The sequence below is a fragment of the Listeria aquatica FSL S10-1188 genome, from assembly GCF_000525795.1.
In the GTDB taxonomy this organism is placed as follows: Bacteria; Bacillota; Bacilli; order Lactobacillales; family Listeriaceae; genus Listeria; species Listeria aquatica.
On record NZ_AOCG01000006.1, the window covers coordinates 117,364 to 132,438 of the forward strand.

Genomic DNA, 15,075 nt, shown 5'->3' on the forward strand with positions numbered 1-15,075 from the left:
AAAAAAGGCGGTTTCTAGCCCACCTTTTTTTGAAATTTACGTCTTTAAGCCTTTGTTTCCAGTGAAAAAGCGTTTTTCAGCTCTTAATTTTCAAATTCAATATCCGCCGAATAAACGGAATGTTGCTTTCCTTCATCATCGCGCACAAATAGCACACCAGTATCTGAAATCCCCTCAGCTCTACCCGTGATCGTTCCCTTAAGCGTCCTTACCTGAATGCGTTCTGAAAAAGGAATGGCTTGTTCTTCCCAAAGTAATTTGATCGGAGCAAATCCTTGTTCGAGATAAAGTTTATAATACTTTTCGAGTTGTTTAAAAAATTTCTTGCACAATTTCTGTTCGCGAAAACACTTTTCCCGCTTCCATGCGCAAGGAAGTTGCTTTTTGCTTGAGTTCATCAGGAAAAGAGGCTTGATTCACATTCATCCCAATTCCAATGATGACCGCATGAATCGTTTCCGCTTCTGCTTGCATTTCCGTTAACACACCGCAAATCTTTCGTTTTCCGATGTAAATATCATTCGGCCACTTAATTCTCGCTTCAAGTCCCGTAAGCTTTTGAACCGTTTCAGCAACTGCAAGCGAAGCAATAAAAGTAAGCTGCGGCACTTCCGTAATAGGGATGTCTGGCTTTAAAATGATACTTGTGAAAATCCCTTCCCCGCGGCTTGATAGCCAGTCACGCCTAAGTCGTCCCTTTCCAGCATTTTGAAAATCAGCGACGATTGCCGTCCCCTCAGGTGCACCACAATTCACCTTTTCATGCGCTATCAGTTGCGTAGAGGCTACTTCCTCATAAAAATATAACGTGCGTCCGGTAAATTCCGTTTCTAACCCCAAAAGTAAACTATCTTTCGAGAAAAGCGTGCCAAATTTTGCTAAACGGTAGCCTTTGTTTCTGACCGCCTCAATTTGAAAGCCCTCTTTCCGAAGATTTTCCATGTGTTTCCAAATCGCAGCCCGCGAAATCCCTAGTTGTTCCGCAATTTCTTGTCCGGATACAAATTGATCCACGTGCTTTGAAAAAAGCGCTAAAAGTTTATCCCGATTTTGATTAGTCATCCAAAAGCCACCTCCTGATTGCTTCTTCTTCGTTTGGAAGTTCACCTAAAACAATTTTCTCCTCAATTTCTGTGAGCAGCTCCCTAAGCCAGGGACCCCCAGCTTTTTCATAAAAAGCCATTAAAAATCGTCCATCTATCACGATTTCTGATGAAGCATGAATCGGAAGCGCCTCATAGCTGACAAGAATACTCCCGACATCATTTGCTTCACCGATTAAGGCTTTCCCAGCTTCCACAAGACGAATCCCCTCCGCGCCTGCTTGATAAAGTGAATACTTGGTCCACGGTTTCCCAGTTTGTATCCAGGTATAAGCCTGTTCGGTTCGTTTAACTTGCTGATTAGAAAGCTTCCAAGCTCGTAAAAAAGCACGAACAGAATCAGGTTGCCGCGCGAGAACAAGACTAAGCCATACTAAATCTTCACTTGGTATTTCAGAAAACCGAAAATGTGCTAGTCGTTCGAGTGCTGCTTTTTGTCCAAGAAGCCCTGGCAGATAACGTTCCATCCCGATTTCAGTAATCAATTCAAAAGCTTTTATACGTCCTTTTCCTTGTACAAGTTTGACCCACTCAACTCGAATTCGCTCAACAGCTGTATGCGCAAGTAAATCCACTTCTTCATTCAAAGCTTGTCTCGTTTTTTCTTCCAGAGTAAATTCAAGCTGACTTAAAAAGCGAACGGCTCGCATAATCCGTAAGGCATCTTCTCTGAAGCGGTGTTTGGCTTCCCCAACCGCTTTAATTTCACGTCGCCAAATAGCTGTTTCTCCCAAAAATGGGTCGTGTAACTTTCCTGTTTTATCCATCGCAATGGCATTCATGGTGAAATCACGCCGCAGTAAATCTTCTTCAAGCGAGCGAACGAAATGCACTTCACTTGGCCTTCTGAAATCCACGTATTTCCCCTCTGTTCGAAAAGTTGTGACTTCATAGAGCTCCCCCTCCTGCCTCACGGTGACGGTCCCATGCTGAATCCCTGTATCATAGGTTTTACGAAACAGTTGCTTCACTTCGCTAGGAAAAGCGCTCGTCGCAATGTCAACATCATTCACATCGCGCTTAAGCAAATAGTCGCGCACAGCTCCGCCAACAAAATAAGCTTCATAACCAGCCTGTTCTAAAGTTTCGAGTACGGGAAGCGCTTGTTCAAAAATGAGATCCATTTTTTTCTCCTATTCTAAAAAGATTCCTTACAAAATATTTTCTAGTCCATAAATCAGGGTTTTCAGTTCCGCTGTTTTACGAATAGCAAGCGTTACGCCTGACATGAAAGAAACGCGATCATAGGAATCGTGGCGAATAGTTAAGCCTTGGCCGGCCGCACCAAATACTACCTCTTGATGGGCGATTAAGCCCGGCAAACGTACGCTATGAATGCGCATGCCTTCGTAATCAGCACCGCGTGCACCCGGAAGTGTTTCTTTTTCATCTGGATGCCCTTGCTTGATTTTCTCACGCGTTTTTGAAATCATTTCTGCTGTTTTTACTGCCGTTCCGCTTGGTGCATCTAACTTCCGGTCATGGTGTAGTTCGATGATTTCAACATTGGGAAAGTAGGCCGCGACTTTTTCAGCAAATTGCATCATTAAAACGGCACCGACAGCAAAATTCGGTGCAATTAAACTTCCGGTTTGTTTTGCTTCTGCAAGGTGTGTAAGCTCCTCAATTTGTTCCGTCGTAAATCCAGTCGTTCCAACGATTGCTCGAGCGCCATGTTCGATAATCTTTTTGGTGTTTTGATAAGCAGACGCTGGAGTTGTAAAATCAACAACAGCTTCCGGATGAGCCTCGCTTAGCAGTTGACCCAGATCCCCGTAAACCGGAACATTTTCTGCATGAAACTCTGGCAATTCTGCAATGTTTTTTTCAGTTGGTTCGTGGTCCAGTACAGCAACAAGCTCCATATCTTTTTCTGCCAGAACTGTTCGTACGACTTCACTCCCCATTCTTCCTTTAAAACCAGATACTGCTACTTTAATCATTTTGATTGTCCTCCTTTTTGGTCCAGCGATCCTTGTCGCGTGTCTTAAATTTACGCATCACCCGGTCGTGTGCTTCTTCCATATCAATATGTAAAGAATTAGCCATACAAGTTAAAACGAACAAACAATCTCCGAGTTCTTCTTCAAGCGATTTCTCTCCTTCAGAAGTCTTCTTAGTTTTTTCACCATAATAATGATTGATTTCGCGTGCAAGTTCACCTGTTTCTTCTGTAACTCGTGCCATCATCGCAAGCGGTGAAAAATAGCCTTCTTTAAATTGACCGATAAACTGGTCAACTTCTTTTTGCATTTCCTGAATCGTCTTCGCCACGTAAAATCCCCCTTAATTTATGATACACTAAAAAAGTAAACACTTAATAATATCCTTCTTCTTATTATACCGAATGTAGATAAATGACGTCTATCAAAGACCGAGAAAGGAGTAAATTCATGCTTAAAACCATTCGCCTGAAAAACATTCTTTTTATCATGCTCGGGACAGCAATTTATGCTTTTGGCTTAGTTAATTTTAACATTCAAAACGGACTGGGTGAAGGTGGTCTCACAGGGATCACACTTATTTTGCTACATTTCTTGCACATTGACCCTGCCTACTCCAATATTCTTCTAAATGCTCCCCTATTTTTGATTGGTTGGCGGGTACTTGGAAGCCGTGCATTTATGTATACCGGAATTGGCACACTTAGTCTATCGTTATTTTTATGGATTTTCCAGCGGATTCCTTTTACGCTTGATCTCCATTCTGATTTACTTCTCGTCACGCTCTTTGCTGGTGGGTTCACAGGGATTGGACTTGGAATTGTCTTTCGTTACGGGGGCACAACAGGTGGCAGCGATATCATTGCAAAACTCTTAAACTATAAAAAAGGGATCAGCATGGGACGGACTCTTTTTCTCTTCGATGCGCTAGTTCTCACCGCATCCATTTCCTACTTGGACATTCGACAAGTGATGTACACGCTTGTTGCCGTATTTATCGGCGCTCGTGTCATTGACTTCGTTCAAGAAGGAGCTTACGCCGCAAGAGGAGCTACGATCATCTCGCAAAAGAACGAGAAAATCGCCGATCGCGTCATGCAAACGATGAACCGTGGCGTCACAATTCTTGAAGGAAGAGGAGGCTTTTCAAAACTCGATCAAGACGTTCTTTATATCGTCGTCGCCAAAAATGAAATCATTCAATTAAAACAAATTATCGACTCCATCGATCCACACGCTTTCGTTTCTGTTAGCACTGTTCATGACGTGATGGGTGAAGGCTTTACACTGGATGAAAATAAAAATCCGCTCGATTAACGTTTTTGGATATATTTTTTCGGATCAAACGGCGCAAGGTTGAAAGAAATCGGTTCATTTGCCGCAAGCCCCGCTAACAGTTTCCCGACAAAAGGACCGGTTGTTAGCCCAGAAGCTCCCAACCCATTAGCAAGAAAAACTTGATTAGGGAGCCATTCTCCGATAAACGGAGTAAAATCCGAAGTGTATGGCCGAGTGCCTACAGAAAGTGTCATTTCACTTTTTTCTTCGTCAAGCTGAATAAACGGCGCAAGCTCAGTTAAAATCTCCTCCTGCGCATCCTTTGTTGGGGTGAGATCAAACTGGGCTTCTTTTTCATGTGTCGCACCAAGAAGCAAGTTGCCTCCATCAAACGGTACAATCGATTTCGATGCCGGCGGTAATATCACTGGCCAGTCCCCCATCTCTAAATGTTCAAAGTGAAGCGAAAGAAGTTGCCCTTTTTGAGCGAGCAAATCCGCCGAATAGCCTGCCTCATTTAAAAGCGGATTTAGCCACGCGCCAGTAGCTAGAAGTAACCGGTCATATGTCATTTTGCCCCCGTCAACAGTCAACCGCATTTTCTGATTCAAGCTTGCATCCCCGTGTATCACTTGTGCCCCGTAAAGACTGGCCCCTTCAAGCAAAGCATCCCGAACAAGCGCCCCTTTACTTCTTCCCCCGCCACTTAGGGAAACGGCCCCATAATCGTTTCGTGCAAGTGGAAAGCGTTTTTTCACTTCTTCTGGTGTCAACTTTTCAATCGTTCCCATCTCAGGCGCTTCTTCCTTACGCTCTTTTGCAAGCTCATAAAGCGCATCTAGGGTTTCCCCTTCTTTCCGCAGACAAAGCGCCCCAACTTGTTTGTATCCAGAAGAAAGCCCTAGATCTGCAAGTTCACGATCTAGTTCAGGATAAAAACGCGCACTAGCTTTGGCCAGTTCATACCAAACTTTATTTCGCCGCTTGGAGACCCACGGACAAATAATTCCTGCTGCATGTTCCGTTGCCTGGCCCGCATCTTTTCGGTCAACGATTGTGACAGCATGTCCATTTCTTGCCAGGTGGTAAGCTGCACTTGCCCCGACAATTCCAGAACCTATAACTACAAATTTCATCTTAAATACTCCTTTACATAAGAACCAATCGCTTCAAAATCTGCTTGAATCAACGGTAAGAGTTTTCGATTATAAAAAATGCTCGCCGGATGAAAAGTGGGAATGATCGTGTAATATGCTGCTGTTTTTTCAAACCGATCTTCATCAATAGAAGCTAGTTTTTGAACTTGTTTTGTTAACACCTGACCATGTAAAGAAGAGACCCCATATTCTTTTCCAAGTAAACGCCTTAATCCAATATTTCCAAGCGTCACAATCAACTTCGGCTGCAACGTTTGAATTTCAAAATCAAGAATGGGAGCCTGCGCATAGATTTCTTTTTGAGTTGGCGTACGATTATAGCGCCTCTCGATCATTTCTCCTGTTTTACGATCTTTTTTTTTCGCCATAACGATAAGGCCTACTTCTTACAGCACTCGTTATATATACATCATTTCTTGTGAGCGCAGCAATGTCCATAAAGCGCATCAGCTCATCACCTGCTCGCCCGCTAAAAGGAATCAAATTATGAACTTCTGTTTCTCCAGGTGCTTCCCCGACAAACATGATTTTAGCTGACTTTTCTCCTTGTCCAGGGACAAAGCCTTCCAGCCGAAACGCTTCACTTCGCTTTTTAACAAGCGTAACCAGTTTTTCCGGTGTTATAAGTCGCTCTGCTTTTCTTTCTGTCACTTCTATTCTCACCTTTTTCTATTATTGACATTCCTCTACTGATTTGTGATAATGAGGTTGATTTGTTTAGTAAATTACAATTAATGAAATAAACGGCAAGAACCATCCCGTTTCATTGTACCGTAAAATTCAAATAAAGAAAAAAAGGAAGCATTAGTCATGTGGGAGATTATCGAGTCAATTTGATCCAGTTTGGCTATTTTTTTATACGGTCTATTAATCCTAAAAAGCACCTCACAGTACGCTATTTATCGGGCTTTATCTCAACCTGTCAAATTGGTGAAGATAGATGCGGCTCTGCTACGAGACATTGAACACAAGAAGGAAAAGCTGCAGGTTCTAGCTCATTTATTTCTTTTTTTGGAACGAAATAATCGAGAGCTCATCGTTACAGGAGTTGAAAGGCCTGAACAACTACACTTTTTGAAAAACCCTGACGTGCGTTATGCGCAAGGATATTATTTTATCAGCTCACGAAATGAACAAGAAAATGGAGGCTAATTAATGTTTGAACAAACGACTACTTTACTACACAATTTAGTAAGCGAAAAAACGGTTCCGGGTGTGAGTTTTGCTATTTTGACGCCCACTGAAACTAGGACGTCCGTTTTCGGCGATAAAGCTTGGCTCCCAGAAAAAACTCCTCTTCTTGCTACATCCTCAAATCTCTACGATCTTGCTTCTTTGACAAAGGTTCTTGCAACGACGATTCGACTCGTTCAACTGCACGAAAAAGCACTATTTGACTGGAACGATGCCGTTATCAATTATTTGCCAGACTTTAAGTATGAAGCCATTACGATTTTAGATCTTGTCACACACGCATCGGGGTTACCCAAAAGTCTACCTGGCTTTGTTATAGAAGAGCCTGACGATGTTCGGGCATATGTCTACTCGGCTAAACAAGTAAAGCCAGCAAAAACCTTTGTGGAATACTCCGATCTTAACTTTTTACTTCTGGGCTATTTGATTGAAGCACTTGTGCCAGAAAATTTTGAATCTCAAATTGAAAAAAACATCTTATCGCCTCTTGGTGCTCGTCAAACCAGTTTTTATTCAGCAGATCCAAAAAAAGCAGTTCCAACAGAGCTAACAGATAAACGGGGCTTAGTCACAGGAATTGTTCATGATCATAAAGCGTTTATTGCTCACGGAAATACTGGACACGCGGGGCTATTTGCGCCCCTAGAAGATCTGCTTTTATTTGCAAATGCATTCCTTTTTGATGGCGGAGCACCACTTTTTTCGAAGCAAAGTTTAGCCTCTATCCAAAAAAACTATACGCCTCAACTAAATCGTGATCGGGGCATTGGTTTTGATTTACGGAAAATTCGAGATCACTTTGCCCTTTACCATACAGGGTTTACAGGAACTTTTCTTGTACTCGATCCCGTGACACAGCACGGGCTAGTTGTTCTTTCCAATCGGATTCATCCGACAAGAAATAATCCACTATTCCTTGAAAAACGTGAAGAAATTGTGGATGCTTTTTTAGCAGAAATTAAATAGTGTTCATCAAAATTTATTAGATCCTTTACGAACACCTTGAGATTCTAGTATTTTTCAGAAAAAGAACAGAAATGATTGGATGGCCATTAAAAAACGGTTATGTCCTTTGATTTCTGTTCTTTTTTAAACTATACTTATTCCCTTATACACGAAACAAAAGACCTTTCCTGCTTCATGATTGATCAATTCTTTCAAATAGAGAAGCAACATTTTACTTTTGGCTTACTCGAATAAACAGCTTTTCATACGCGTTTTCTCACGCTTCTATTTTCACTTAAAATGAATTTTAAGATGAATTTAATGATTGTATAAGCAAGATTTTAAAAATACTGTCAATAATTAGTCTACAGGAAAAAAAATTTTGCCAGTTTAATTTAATGGGAAAATGGTATTGTATAGAAAGATATCTCAACCTAAGGGTGATAAAAATATGAATAACTTTTTAATTGATTTTTTCATCAACAAAAGCAATCATCGAAAAGTTCGGTTATTAAAAGAACTAACTTCCGAACCTAAAGATATCGAAACTTTTGCTGACAAATTGGCCGTTTCAAAAGAAACCATCAGAAAGGATTTTTCTTATTTCGCAGACATACAGCCGGGTGCAATCACAAAAACGTCTAGGTTAAACAAAATTTTCTACAAGTGTTCTCCCCAACAAAAATATCAACTGATGTTTAAAATCATCCAAGAAGAACCCAGTTTTTTTATTTTCAAACATCTTTTCAGCCATGATAAACTTGATGTTTCAAAAATTTTAACCACATTCTTCTTCTCTGAATCCACATATGCTAGGTATTTAAAGGCTTTAAATCATTTGCTCACAAGCTACTCTGTCAAACTAAAAAACAATCCACTTGTCCTTACAGGTAGCGAGCTAAATATTCGTAACTTTTACAATAAATTACTTTATTTCAGCCGAGAATATCCCATCTTCGTAAATGATTTATTTTTTTATGATGACTTTGTCACTTCATTAAAAGAACAATTCCCTTCTTATATCGCTTCCTATGATACCAACAAAATTCTATATCGCTTCAAAGTATCTGTAAAACGACTTTCACTTGGACACACTATTCAGCTAAGCGATAAACAAAGAGACAGTATCGTTCGCTGTGATGACTACGAACTGTTCAAAAAACAAATCGCTCGATTAACAAAACGCTATTTTCATTTACACGAGCTTTCGGAAGATGAGTTCGTTTTTTTCACCGTTATGTTAAAGGAAGGGCATGTTTACTGTAAAGATAATCTTCATTTTCAGCTTAAGCGACAAAAACATTATCTTTTTAATAACACACATAAAGCCCTCTGTCGTCAATTTTTAAATATCCAAGATGATACACTTTTAGATGTTCTTAGTTGCTATCTAAATGACGTCTATATTTTAAATGATTTTGCTCAAACAGGGATCATTGATGAGCTCTTTTCTTATAATCAGCCTATTTTTTATGAAGAAAAACTTTATAAACAGTGTCTTTCTTTGGCAGAGGTTTACACAGATTCTGATGAAAAAAGACCAGTTATTGCCTATACACTTTGCCAGATTATCATGGCAAACCAAATAGAACCGATCGAACAAATTACAATTTACCTTTTTCTAGATGAAGAAAAAAAATAGAACGCTTTACATCGAAGCAATGCTTATCAATTTATTTTCTAGTAAAATCAAGATCGTCAATCTCACAAGCTGTGACTCTAATTTTCAAACGAGACTGACTGCTTTTCAATACTTGATTACTAACCACTACGACTTTCAAGAAAATGCCCATACATTTTATATCGGGACACCTTGTGAAATTTCGGAAATCGAAAATATTATTCACGGAATTCTTAAATCTTTTGTTCTAGTCTATGAGTAAATATTCTTAATTTTTTCTTTTTCGCATAAAACACCAAAATCCACCTCATAAAACAATAAATATAGCTTTTATAACACTAAAAAAACTTTATAATAGTATAGGATTCTCTATATCCATTAAGTTTAAGGAGGAAGGATTTTTGAAAAAAGCTTTAGCTGAATTTATCGGTACTTTTACACTTGTTCTTTTTGGTACCGGAACTGCTGTCCTTGGGGGCGGCATAGAAGGCATAGGTACACCGGGTATCGCACTGGCATTTGGGCTCTCTATCGTTGCCATGGCTTACAGCATTGGAACAATTTCAGGTTGCCATATCAACCCTGCTGTTTCCATCGCCATGTTTATCAATAAACGTATGCCTTTAAAAGAACTTTGCATTTATCTTGTCGCACAAATTTTAGGAGGCATTGTCGCAACGCTCACTCTTCGAACCTTTTTACTTGCCTCTTCTCTTTCAACAGACAATCTAGGCCAAAATGGTTTTGGGGCTCTCTCTGCATCAGGAGCGTTTTTAGTTGAAATGATTTTAACCTTTATCTTTGTTTTAGTGGTCATGACAACAACAGGAAAACAAGGAAATGCTGCTTTTGCGGGGCTTGCTATTGGGCTTACTTTAACACTTGTGCATTTACTAGGGATTCCTTTGACTGGAACTTCCGTTAACCCTGCTAGAAGTATCGCCCCTGCTTTATTTACCGGACAAGCCGCACTCTCAGAGCTTTGGCTTTTCATTCTAGCTCCTATTGTTGGAGGCGTTTTGGCTGCACTTGTTAGTAAATTTGTATTAAGCAGTGAAAAATAAAATTTAAGCGAAAATGAAAAGAACAGAAACTAAGATGTTCCATTTTAAAAATGGACTTTATACCTTAGTTTCTGTTCTTTTATATCTCTTTTTAATCCACTTGATCCACAAAAAAAGCGGCATTTTCTCCTGCAGTGTGACCCGTTACAAGCGCACAGGTAATATTGTACCCGCCTGTATAGCCATTGATATCTAAAATTTCACCGCAAAAAAAACAATCCGAGCATGAGTTTAGATTGCATCTCCCGAGGATCAATTTCTTTGATCGAGACCCCTCCGCCCGTTACAAAAGCTTTGTCAAAACTTAATGTGCCATTTACAGTAAAGAGAAAGTTTTTAAGTGACAAAACAAATTGATCTAGTTTCTTCGGGCTGACTTGTCGATATGAATTTTCTAAGTCTAAATCTGCTTTTTCTAGTAAAAAGTGTAGTAATTTTTCTTGTGTCAATGGGGCAAGCGCATTTTTCAGAGCTTTTTTGGGACTAGCCTCAAGCAACGCAAAAATACGTTTTTTCAAAGCCTCAGAGGATTCATCAGGAAATAAATCAAGCTTCATGGTGACGTTTTCTTGTTTTTTTTAGTTCTTTTCCGACGAACATACTACAACGCAGTACAGCAGGACCGGAAATTCCAAAGTGAGTAAAAATCATATCCATTTGGTGGGTAATGATCGCCTTTCCTTTTGAATTGAGCACAGAAAGCGCTACGTCGCGAAGGGAAATACCTTGCAAACGCTTTTCTTGAATGAATTTTTCACGTGATGTTAGCGGAACTTCCGTTGGATAAAGTTCTGTAATCGTGTGCCCAGCTGCTTTTGCCCAAGCATATCCGTCTCCAGTTGAGCCTGTGCGCGGAACGGATTTTCCGCCGACTGCGACAATGACACTTTTCGCTGTGATTTTTTGTCCGTCCAAAAGAACAACCCCGGTAACTTGTCCGCTTTCATAGCATAGATGTTTCACAGCAGTTTTCATATATACTTTCACACCTAGTTTTTCCATACGCTGAACCATTGCCTCTGCCACAGAACGAGCGCTGTTCGATACAGGAAACATACGTCCATGATCTTCTTCTTTCAGTTGTACTCCGAGCTTTTCAAAAAAAAGTGATAATATCTTCGTTATCAAACTGATGAAAGGCACTGTATAAAAAACGACCGTTTCCAGGAATGTGCTGGATAATCTCATCGACCGGTCTGCGATTTGTGACGTTACAACGCCCGCCACCTGATAAAATCAGCTTTCTTCCCAATTTAGGTCCTTTTTCAATCAGTAAAACTTGTTTATTTTGTTCGGCAGCTGAAATCGCCGCCATTAATCCAGACGGTCCGCCGCCAATAACAATAACATCAAAATCCATTCGATTACTCCTTCATTTAAACAAATTCACGAAAAAACCTGAGAGAGTTCTCAGGTTTTGACTAGTTTCGGTTCATATTCGTGAAGATAAGCAACAAACGTAAAAGTTCAAGTACAGCAACGGCCATTGCAGCAACATATGTCATTGCAGCAGCGCTAAGTACTTTTCTTGCTTGCGGCACTTCTTGTTGAATTAAAAAGCCACCATCTTCAAGTTGAACAAGTGCTCGCTTACTTGCATCAAATTCGACTGGAAGGGTTACAAGTTGGAATAAGACACCAACTGCCATTAACACAATCCCAACGAGCATTAAGCTTGGCATAGTTGCAATCATTCCAATGATTAAAAACACCCACGAAATGTTGGAACTAAACGAAGTAATCGGCACAAGAGCTGAACGAAAACGCATAAATGCATAGTCTTCTTTATCTTGAATCGCATGCCCTACTTCATGTGCTGCTACTGCTGCTGCAGCAATTGACGCTTCATGGTAATTGGATTCTGATAAGAAAACGGCTTTTTTTCTAGGATCATAGTGGTCACTTAAAACACCACTTGTCGCTTGAACAGGAACATTTGATAAGCCATTCCGATCAAGAATCATGCGCGCAACTTCCGCACCCGTCAGTCCGCTTCTTACGCCGACTTTGGAATACTGCGAATAAGTTGTCTTAACGCGAAACTGCGCCCAAAGCGGAATCGCGGCTACAATAACAAAGTATAAAATATATGCACCAAAGGACATTCTATCAACTTCCTCCTCAAATTATTTTCCTAACAATGATTAGTTTTAATTATAAAGGAACTTCTAAAAAGTCTCAATGGGGAAAGCCTAAAATGAGAAAAATCTTATTTTCTATCTACTAAATCAACTATTTAATAGAGTTCTAATTTAAATCGGTCTTTTCGAACGGCTTTTTGATAAACGAAGAATAAAACAAGTACCGAAAGCCAAAAAGTTGCGTAGCCAACATAAGGCAAGTAGCGTTCAAGTCCCATATAAATCGGCATTTGCCCAAATAAATAATCAATCACATCATTATGTAAAATCCAAACCGCCGCAATCATAAAGTGACTTATTCGAAAACGATAAAACGGCGCATAAAGTATACCTTCGAGAGCCATAAGACCATGACTAAGAAGTAACATCACACTTGTAAGTAAAAGCATTTTCTGGTCAAGCATTAAGAAAATATTCATTCCAACTGCCCAAATCCCATATTTTACAAGACAAACAAACGCTAACGCTTCCATAAGCGGCCAGTGTTTTTTCCCTAAAAAAGCAATCAAAACAAACGCAAAAAACAAAATAGCCGTTGGACTGTCTGGCACAAAAAGCCAAAACTGAACTTTCGTCAACTGCAATTGCGGCAAATACCAGATATACCCGTAAATGGCTCCTAGCAAATTCACTACCAAAAGCAGTCGCAAGAAAGAACGATTTGCAAGTAATTGATACACATTCTTCCCCCCCAAAACATTTTTAAGCTGGAAGCAAAGTATTCTGCGTCCAGCTTAAAGTGAATCATTAGATTGTTTTTTCTCGAAGTACTGCAGACAATTTTAAAAAAGGTCTCTTTATCACGATGATCAAGCGCCCGGTCAATTTCACGCTTTAACGCCTCTTCTTCAAAGCGGTTCATCATCTGATTTAAAAATTTTTCAGCTAAAAGCTTTTCCTCTTCACCAATTTTAAGCTCTTGCGCCGGATTTTCTTCCCGTACAAGTGCATATTCAGGTGAGCTTAACGCTTCTTTAAAATGTAGCATAATATAGAGATTTTCATCCCAATTTAAACGAATATCGTGAAAAGCTTTTTCTGGATCTGATGTTGTTAAGTTTCCTTTAAAAAATCGGAATGGTTCGTTATCGACTCCGTGTGCGGAAAGAACAAGTCCTCGGTTTTTGCCGTCAAGATCATCTACAAAGTGCACATACTTCATGATTTGATCATGTCCAGCAATATAATTAAGAACCCACATCGCTTCCCGCATCTTCATTTGATGCGTATTTAACAGCCAACGAATAAAGTCTTTTTTTTCATCCACAGAAATGGGTGCTTTCATAACAATCACTCCTTCCGAATTTTTCATCAAAAATCAAGTAAACTTCGGATTTCCTCGTCCTCTGGCTCAAAAGTAAGATAATCACTTAAAATCGTCGTGGCTAGTGCATCTCCTTCTTCGCGTAAAAATAATCCATATTCACGTAAAAACGTGGGGTTATTTTTAAAGTGAGGATAGGCTTTCTCAAAATTTTCTTTTGCCTTATTATATTGTTCTGTCTCTTGATATGCAACACTTAAGTCCCAGAAAATTTGAGGTTCTGTGATTAGTTCCTCACTAAGCCCTTCAAAAATTTCAACTAAACCATCATAATCCGCCTTATCAAGCAACAACTTATTCAACTCAAGCATCGCATCAATGTACTCAGGATCAAGCACGAGCGCTTGTCTGAAAAAGTTTTCTGCTTCTTCTAAGCGACCAAGCGACAGGGCGAGCTGTCCTGCTTCAAAAAAGAGTTCTTTATTGAATTCATCTTGCTTAAGTCCCTCTTCAAGAATCTCAAGAGCTTGTTCCTTCTGCCCATTTTCTTCATAACTTTTGGCAAGATAAGGATAAAGCGTGGTATAGCTTGGATCGTGTTCTTTTAAATGCTCAAACGAATGAATTGCCGTCGCGTATTCCTTAGCTTGAAAAGCTGTTAACCCTAATCCAAATAATGTATCAAGGGATTCATTTTCTTCGAGCGCTTTTTCATAAAAAGGAATGGCTTCTTCAAATGCACCACTTGCACTGAGTGCTTCTGCCATTCGTACATAAACAGAAATCGTTTCATCTTGGAGCGCTGTAATCCCAGCATCAAGCACCGACTGGTAACTTTGTACAGCAGAGGCAAAACGCGCTTGTGATAAATAAAATTCTCCAAGCGCAAAATCAATAATCGGTTCGCCTGGCGCAAGGCTTTTCGCTTGTTGTAATTTTTGTTCTGTCACTTCAAACAGCCCCTGCATTTGATACAAATCTGCTGCAACAAGCAAACTCTCAAGATAAGCATCATCATCAGGCTTAATTTGTTCTAACCGTTCAGCCGCTTCATCTAACTGATCTTTTTCAATAGATACCTCAGCTAATCTAACGTATAGCTCTCCTTCATTTGGAAAAGCGGCAAGTAAAAGTTCGTAAAGGTCTTCCGTTTCATCCAAAAATCCTAAACTGAACAGCTGTTCCGCTAAAAAGAACTGTTCTTCCGGAGAATCCCCCGCAACCACAGCATCAAAATATTTTTTTGCTTCGTCCATGTTTTCATGTTCGAGTGCACTTAGCATTTTTTCCGCGTTTTTCAAAATGACACCCCTCACTCATCACATAATAACCAACATTATAACAAAAAGAGTAGGAGAATCAAAG

The 15,075-nt window shown here is 39.9% G+C and carries 12 protein-coding genes and 4 pseudogenes; 5 read left to right on the plus strand and 11 right to left on the minus strand.

The window, feature by feature from the left end:
- Positions 1–83: 83 nt before the first annotated feature.
- From MAQA_RS04540 to MAQA_RS04555, 4 genes and pseudogenes are all read right to left on the minus strand, one after another.
- Positions 84–1,062: pseudogene (locus MAQA_RS04540) on the minus strand (biotin--[acetyl-CoA-carboxylase] ligase).
- A complete protein-coding gene (locus MAQA_RS04545; protein ID WP_036071784.1) occupies positions 1,055–2,227 on the minus strand; it encodes a CCA tRNA nucleotidyltransferase in 1,173 nt (390 codons plus the stop codon). Before MAQA_RS04545 ends, MAQA_RS04540 begins: the two are co-directional and overlap by 8 nt.
- Positions 2,228–2,254: 27 nt before the next feature.
- Positions 2,255–3,043 carry a 4-hydroxy-tetrahydrodipicolinate reductase gene (gene dapB, locus MAQA_RS04550; RefSeq protein WP_241463114.1) on the minus strand — a complete coding sequence of 263 codons (789 nt, stop codon included), beginning with the start codon at positions 3,041–3,043 and terminating at the stop codon, positions 2,255–2,257.
- Complete coding sequence (locus tag MAQA_RS04555) at positions 3,039–3,377, minus strand: nucleotide pyrophosphohydrolase (RefSeq protein ID WP_036071788.1); 339 nt, start codon at positions 3,375–3,377, stop codon at positions 3,039–3,041. Before MAQA_RS04555 ends, dapB begins: the two co-directional genes overlap by 5 nt.
- A gap of 119 nt (positions 3,378–3,496) precedes the next feature.
- Between MAQA_RS04555 and MAQA_RS04560 the strand changes: the two genes are divergently transcribed.
- Entirely contained in the window at positions 3,497–4,363 is an 867-nt protein-coding gene (locus MAQA_RS04560; protein WP_036071791.1) for a YitT family protein, read from the plus strand.
- Here the strand turns inward: MAQA_RS04560 and MAQA_RS04565 are convergent.
- Positions 4,360–5,460, minus strand: coding sequence for an NAD(P)/FAD-dependent oxidoreductase (locus MAQA_RS04565; protein ID WP_036071794.1), 1,101 nt, complete (start codon positions 5,458–5,460; stop codon positions 4,360–4,362). The genes MAQA_RS04560 and MAQA_RS04565 overlap by 4 nt on opposite strands.
- Positions 5,457–6,105, minus strand: a pseudogene (locus MAQA_RS04570) (uracil-DNA glycosylase). The gene MAQA_RS04565 and the pseudogene MAQA_RS04570 overlap by 4 nt, the downstream one beginning before the upstream one ends.
- 219 nt (positions 6,106–6,324) lie before the next feature.
- Between MAQA_RS04570 and MAQA_RS16575 the strand changes: the two are divergent.
- From MAQA_RS16575 to MAQA_RS04595, 4 genes are all read left to right on the plus strand, one after another.
- Entirely contained in the window at positions 6,325–6,633 is a 309-nt protein-coding gene (locus MAQA_RS16575) for an EAL domain-containing protein (protein WP_036071797.1), read from the plus strand.
- A gap of 3 nt (positions 6,634–6,636) precedes the next feature.
- Positions 6,637–7,641 carry a serine hydrolase domain-containing protein gene (locus MAQA_RS04580; protein ID WP_036071800.1) on the plus strand — a complete coding sequence of 335 codons (1,005 nt, stop codon included), beginning with the start codon at positions 6,637–6,639 and terminating at the stop codon, positions 7,639–7,641.
- A 430-nt stretch (positions 7,642–8,071) separates the two neighbouring features.
- Complete coding sequence (locus MAQA_RS04585; RefSeq protein WP_036071802.1) at positions 8,072–9,262, plus strand: helix-turn-helix domain-containing protein; 1,191 nt, start codon at positions 8,072–8,074, stop codon at positions 9,260–9,262.
- A gap of 356 nt (positions 9,263–9,618) precedes the next feature.
- Positions 9,619–10,305, plus strand: coding sequence for an MIP family channel protein (locus MAQA_RS04595; protein ID WP_277619942.1), 687 nt, complete (start codon positions 9,619–9,621; stop codon positions 10,303–10,305).
- A 91-nt stretch (positions 10,306–10,396) separates the two neighbouring features.
- Here the strand turns inward: MAQA_RS04595 and MAQA_RS04600 are convergent.
- The 5 genes and pseudogenes from MAQA_RS04600 to MAQA_RS04620 all read right to left on the minus strand — a co-directional run bounded on the left by MAQA_RS04600 (position 10,397) and on the right by MAQA_RS04620 (position 15,011).
- Positions 10,397–11,665, minus strand: a pseudogene (locus MAQA_RS04600) (BaiN/RdsA family NAD(P)/FAD-dependent oxidoreductase).
- A gap of 61 nt (positions 11,666–11,726) precedes the next feature.
- Positions 11,727–12,410: a zinc metallopeptidase gene (locus MAQA_RS04605; protein WP_036071809.1), complete on the minus strand. Its 684-nt coding sequence runs from the start codon at positions 12,408–12,410 to the stop codon at positions 11,727–11,729.
- A gap of 131 nt (positions 12,411–12,541) precedes the next feature.
- Positions 12,542–13,126: a lipoprotein heptaprenylglyceryl N-acetyltransferase LhaT gene (gene lhaT / locus MAQA_RS04610; RefSeq protein WP_036071811.1), complete on the minus strand. Its 585-nt coding sequence runs from the start codon at positions 13,124–13,126 to the stop codon at positions 12,542–12,544.
- 95 nt (positions 13,127–13,221) lie between these two features.
- Positions 13,222–13,731: pseudogene (locus tag MAQA_RS04615) on the minus strand (ReoY family proteolytic degradation factor); the annotation flags it as partial.
- Positions 13,732–13,757: 26 nt separating this feature from the next.
- Positions 13,758–15,011, minus strand: coding sequence for a tetratricopeptide repeat protein (locus MAQA_RS04620; protein ID WP_036071812.1), 1,254 nt, complete (start codon positions 15,009–15,011; stop codon positions 13,758–13,760).
- Between the last annotated feature and the right edge of the window lie 64 nt (positions 15,012–15,075).

Coding starts and splice junctions, on each gene's coding strand:
- MAQA_RS04605 (WP_036071809.1), bottom strand. CDS start 12,410: ATGTCCTTTGGTGCATATATTTTATACTTTGTTATTGTAGCCGCGATT.
- MAQA_RS04545 (WP_036071784.1), bottom strand. CDS start 2,227: ATGGATCTCATTTTTGAACAAGCGCTTCCCGTACTCGAAACTTTAGAA.
- MAQA_RS04565 (WP_036071794.1), bottom strand. CDS start 5,460: ATGAAATTTGTAGTTATAGGTTCTGGAATTGTCGGGGCAAGTGCAGCT.
- MAQA_RS04585 (WP_036071802.1), top strand. CDS start 8,072: ATGAATAACTTTTTAATTGATTTTTTCATCAACAAAAGCAATCATCGA.
- MAQA_RS04580 (WP_036071800.1), top strand. CDS start 6,637: ATGTTTGAACAAACGACTACTTTACTACACAATTTAGTAAGCGAAAAA.
- MAQA_RS04560 (WP_036071791.1), top strand. CDS start 3,497: ATGCTTAAAACCATTCGCCTGAAAAACATTCTTTTTATCATGCTCGGG.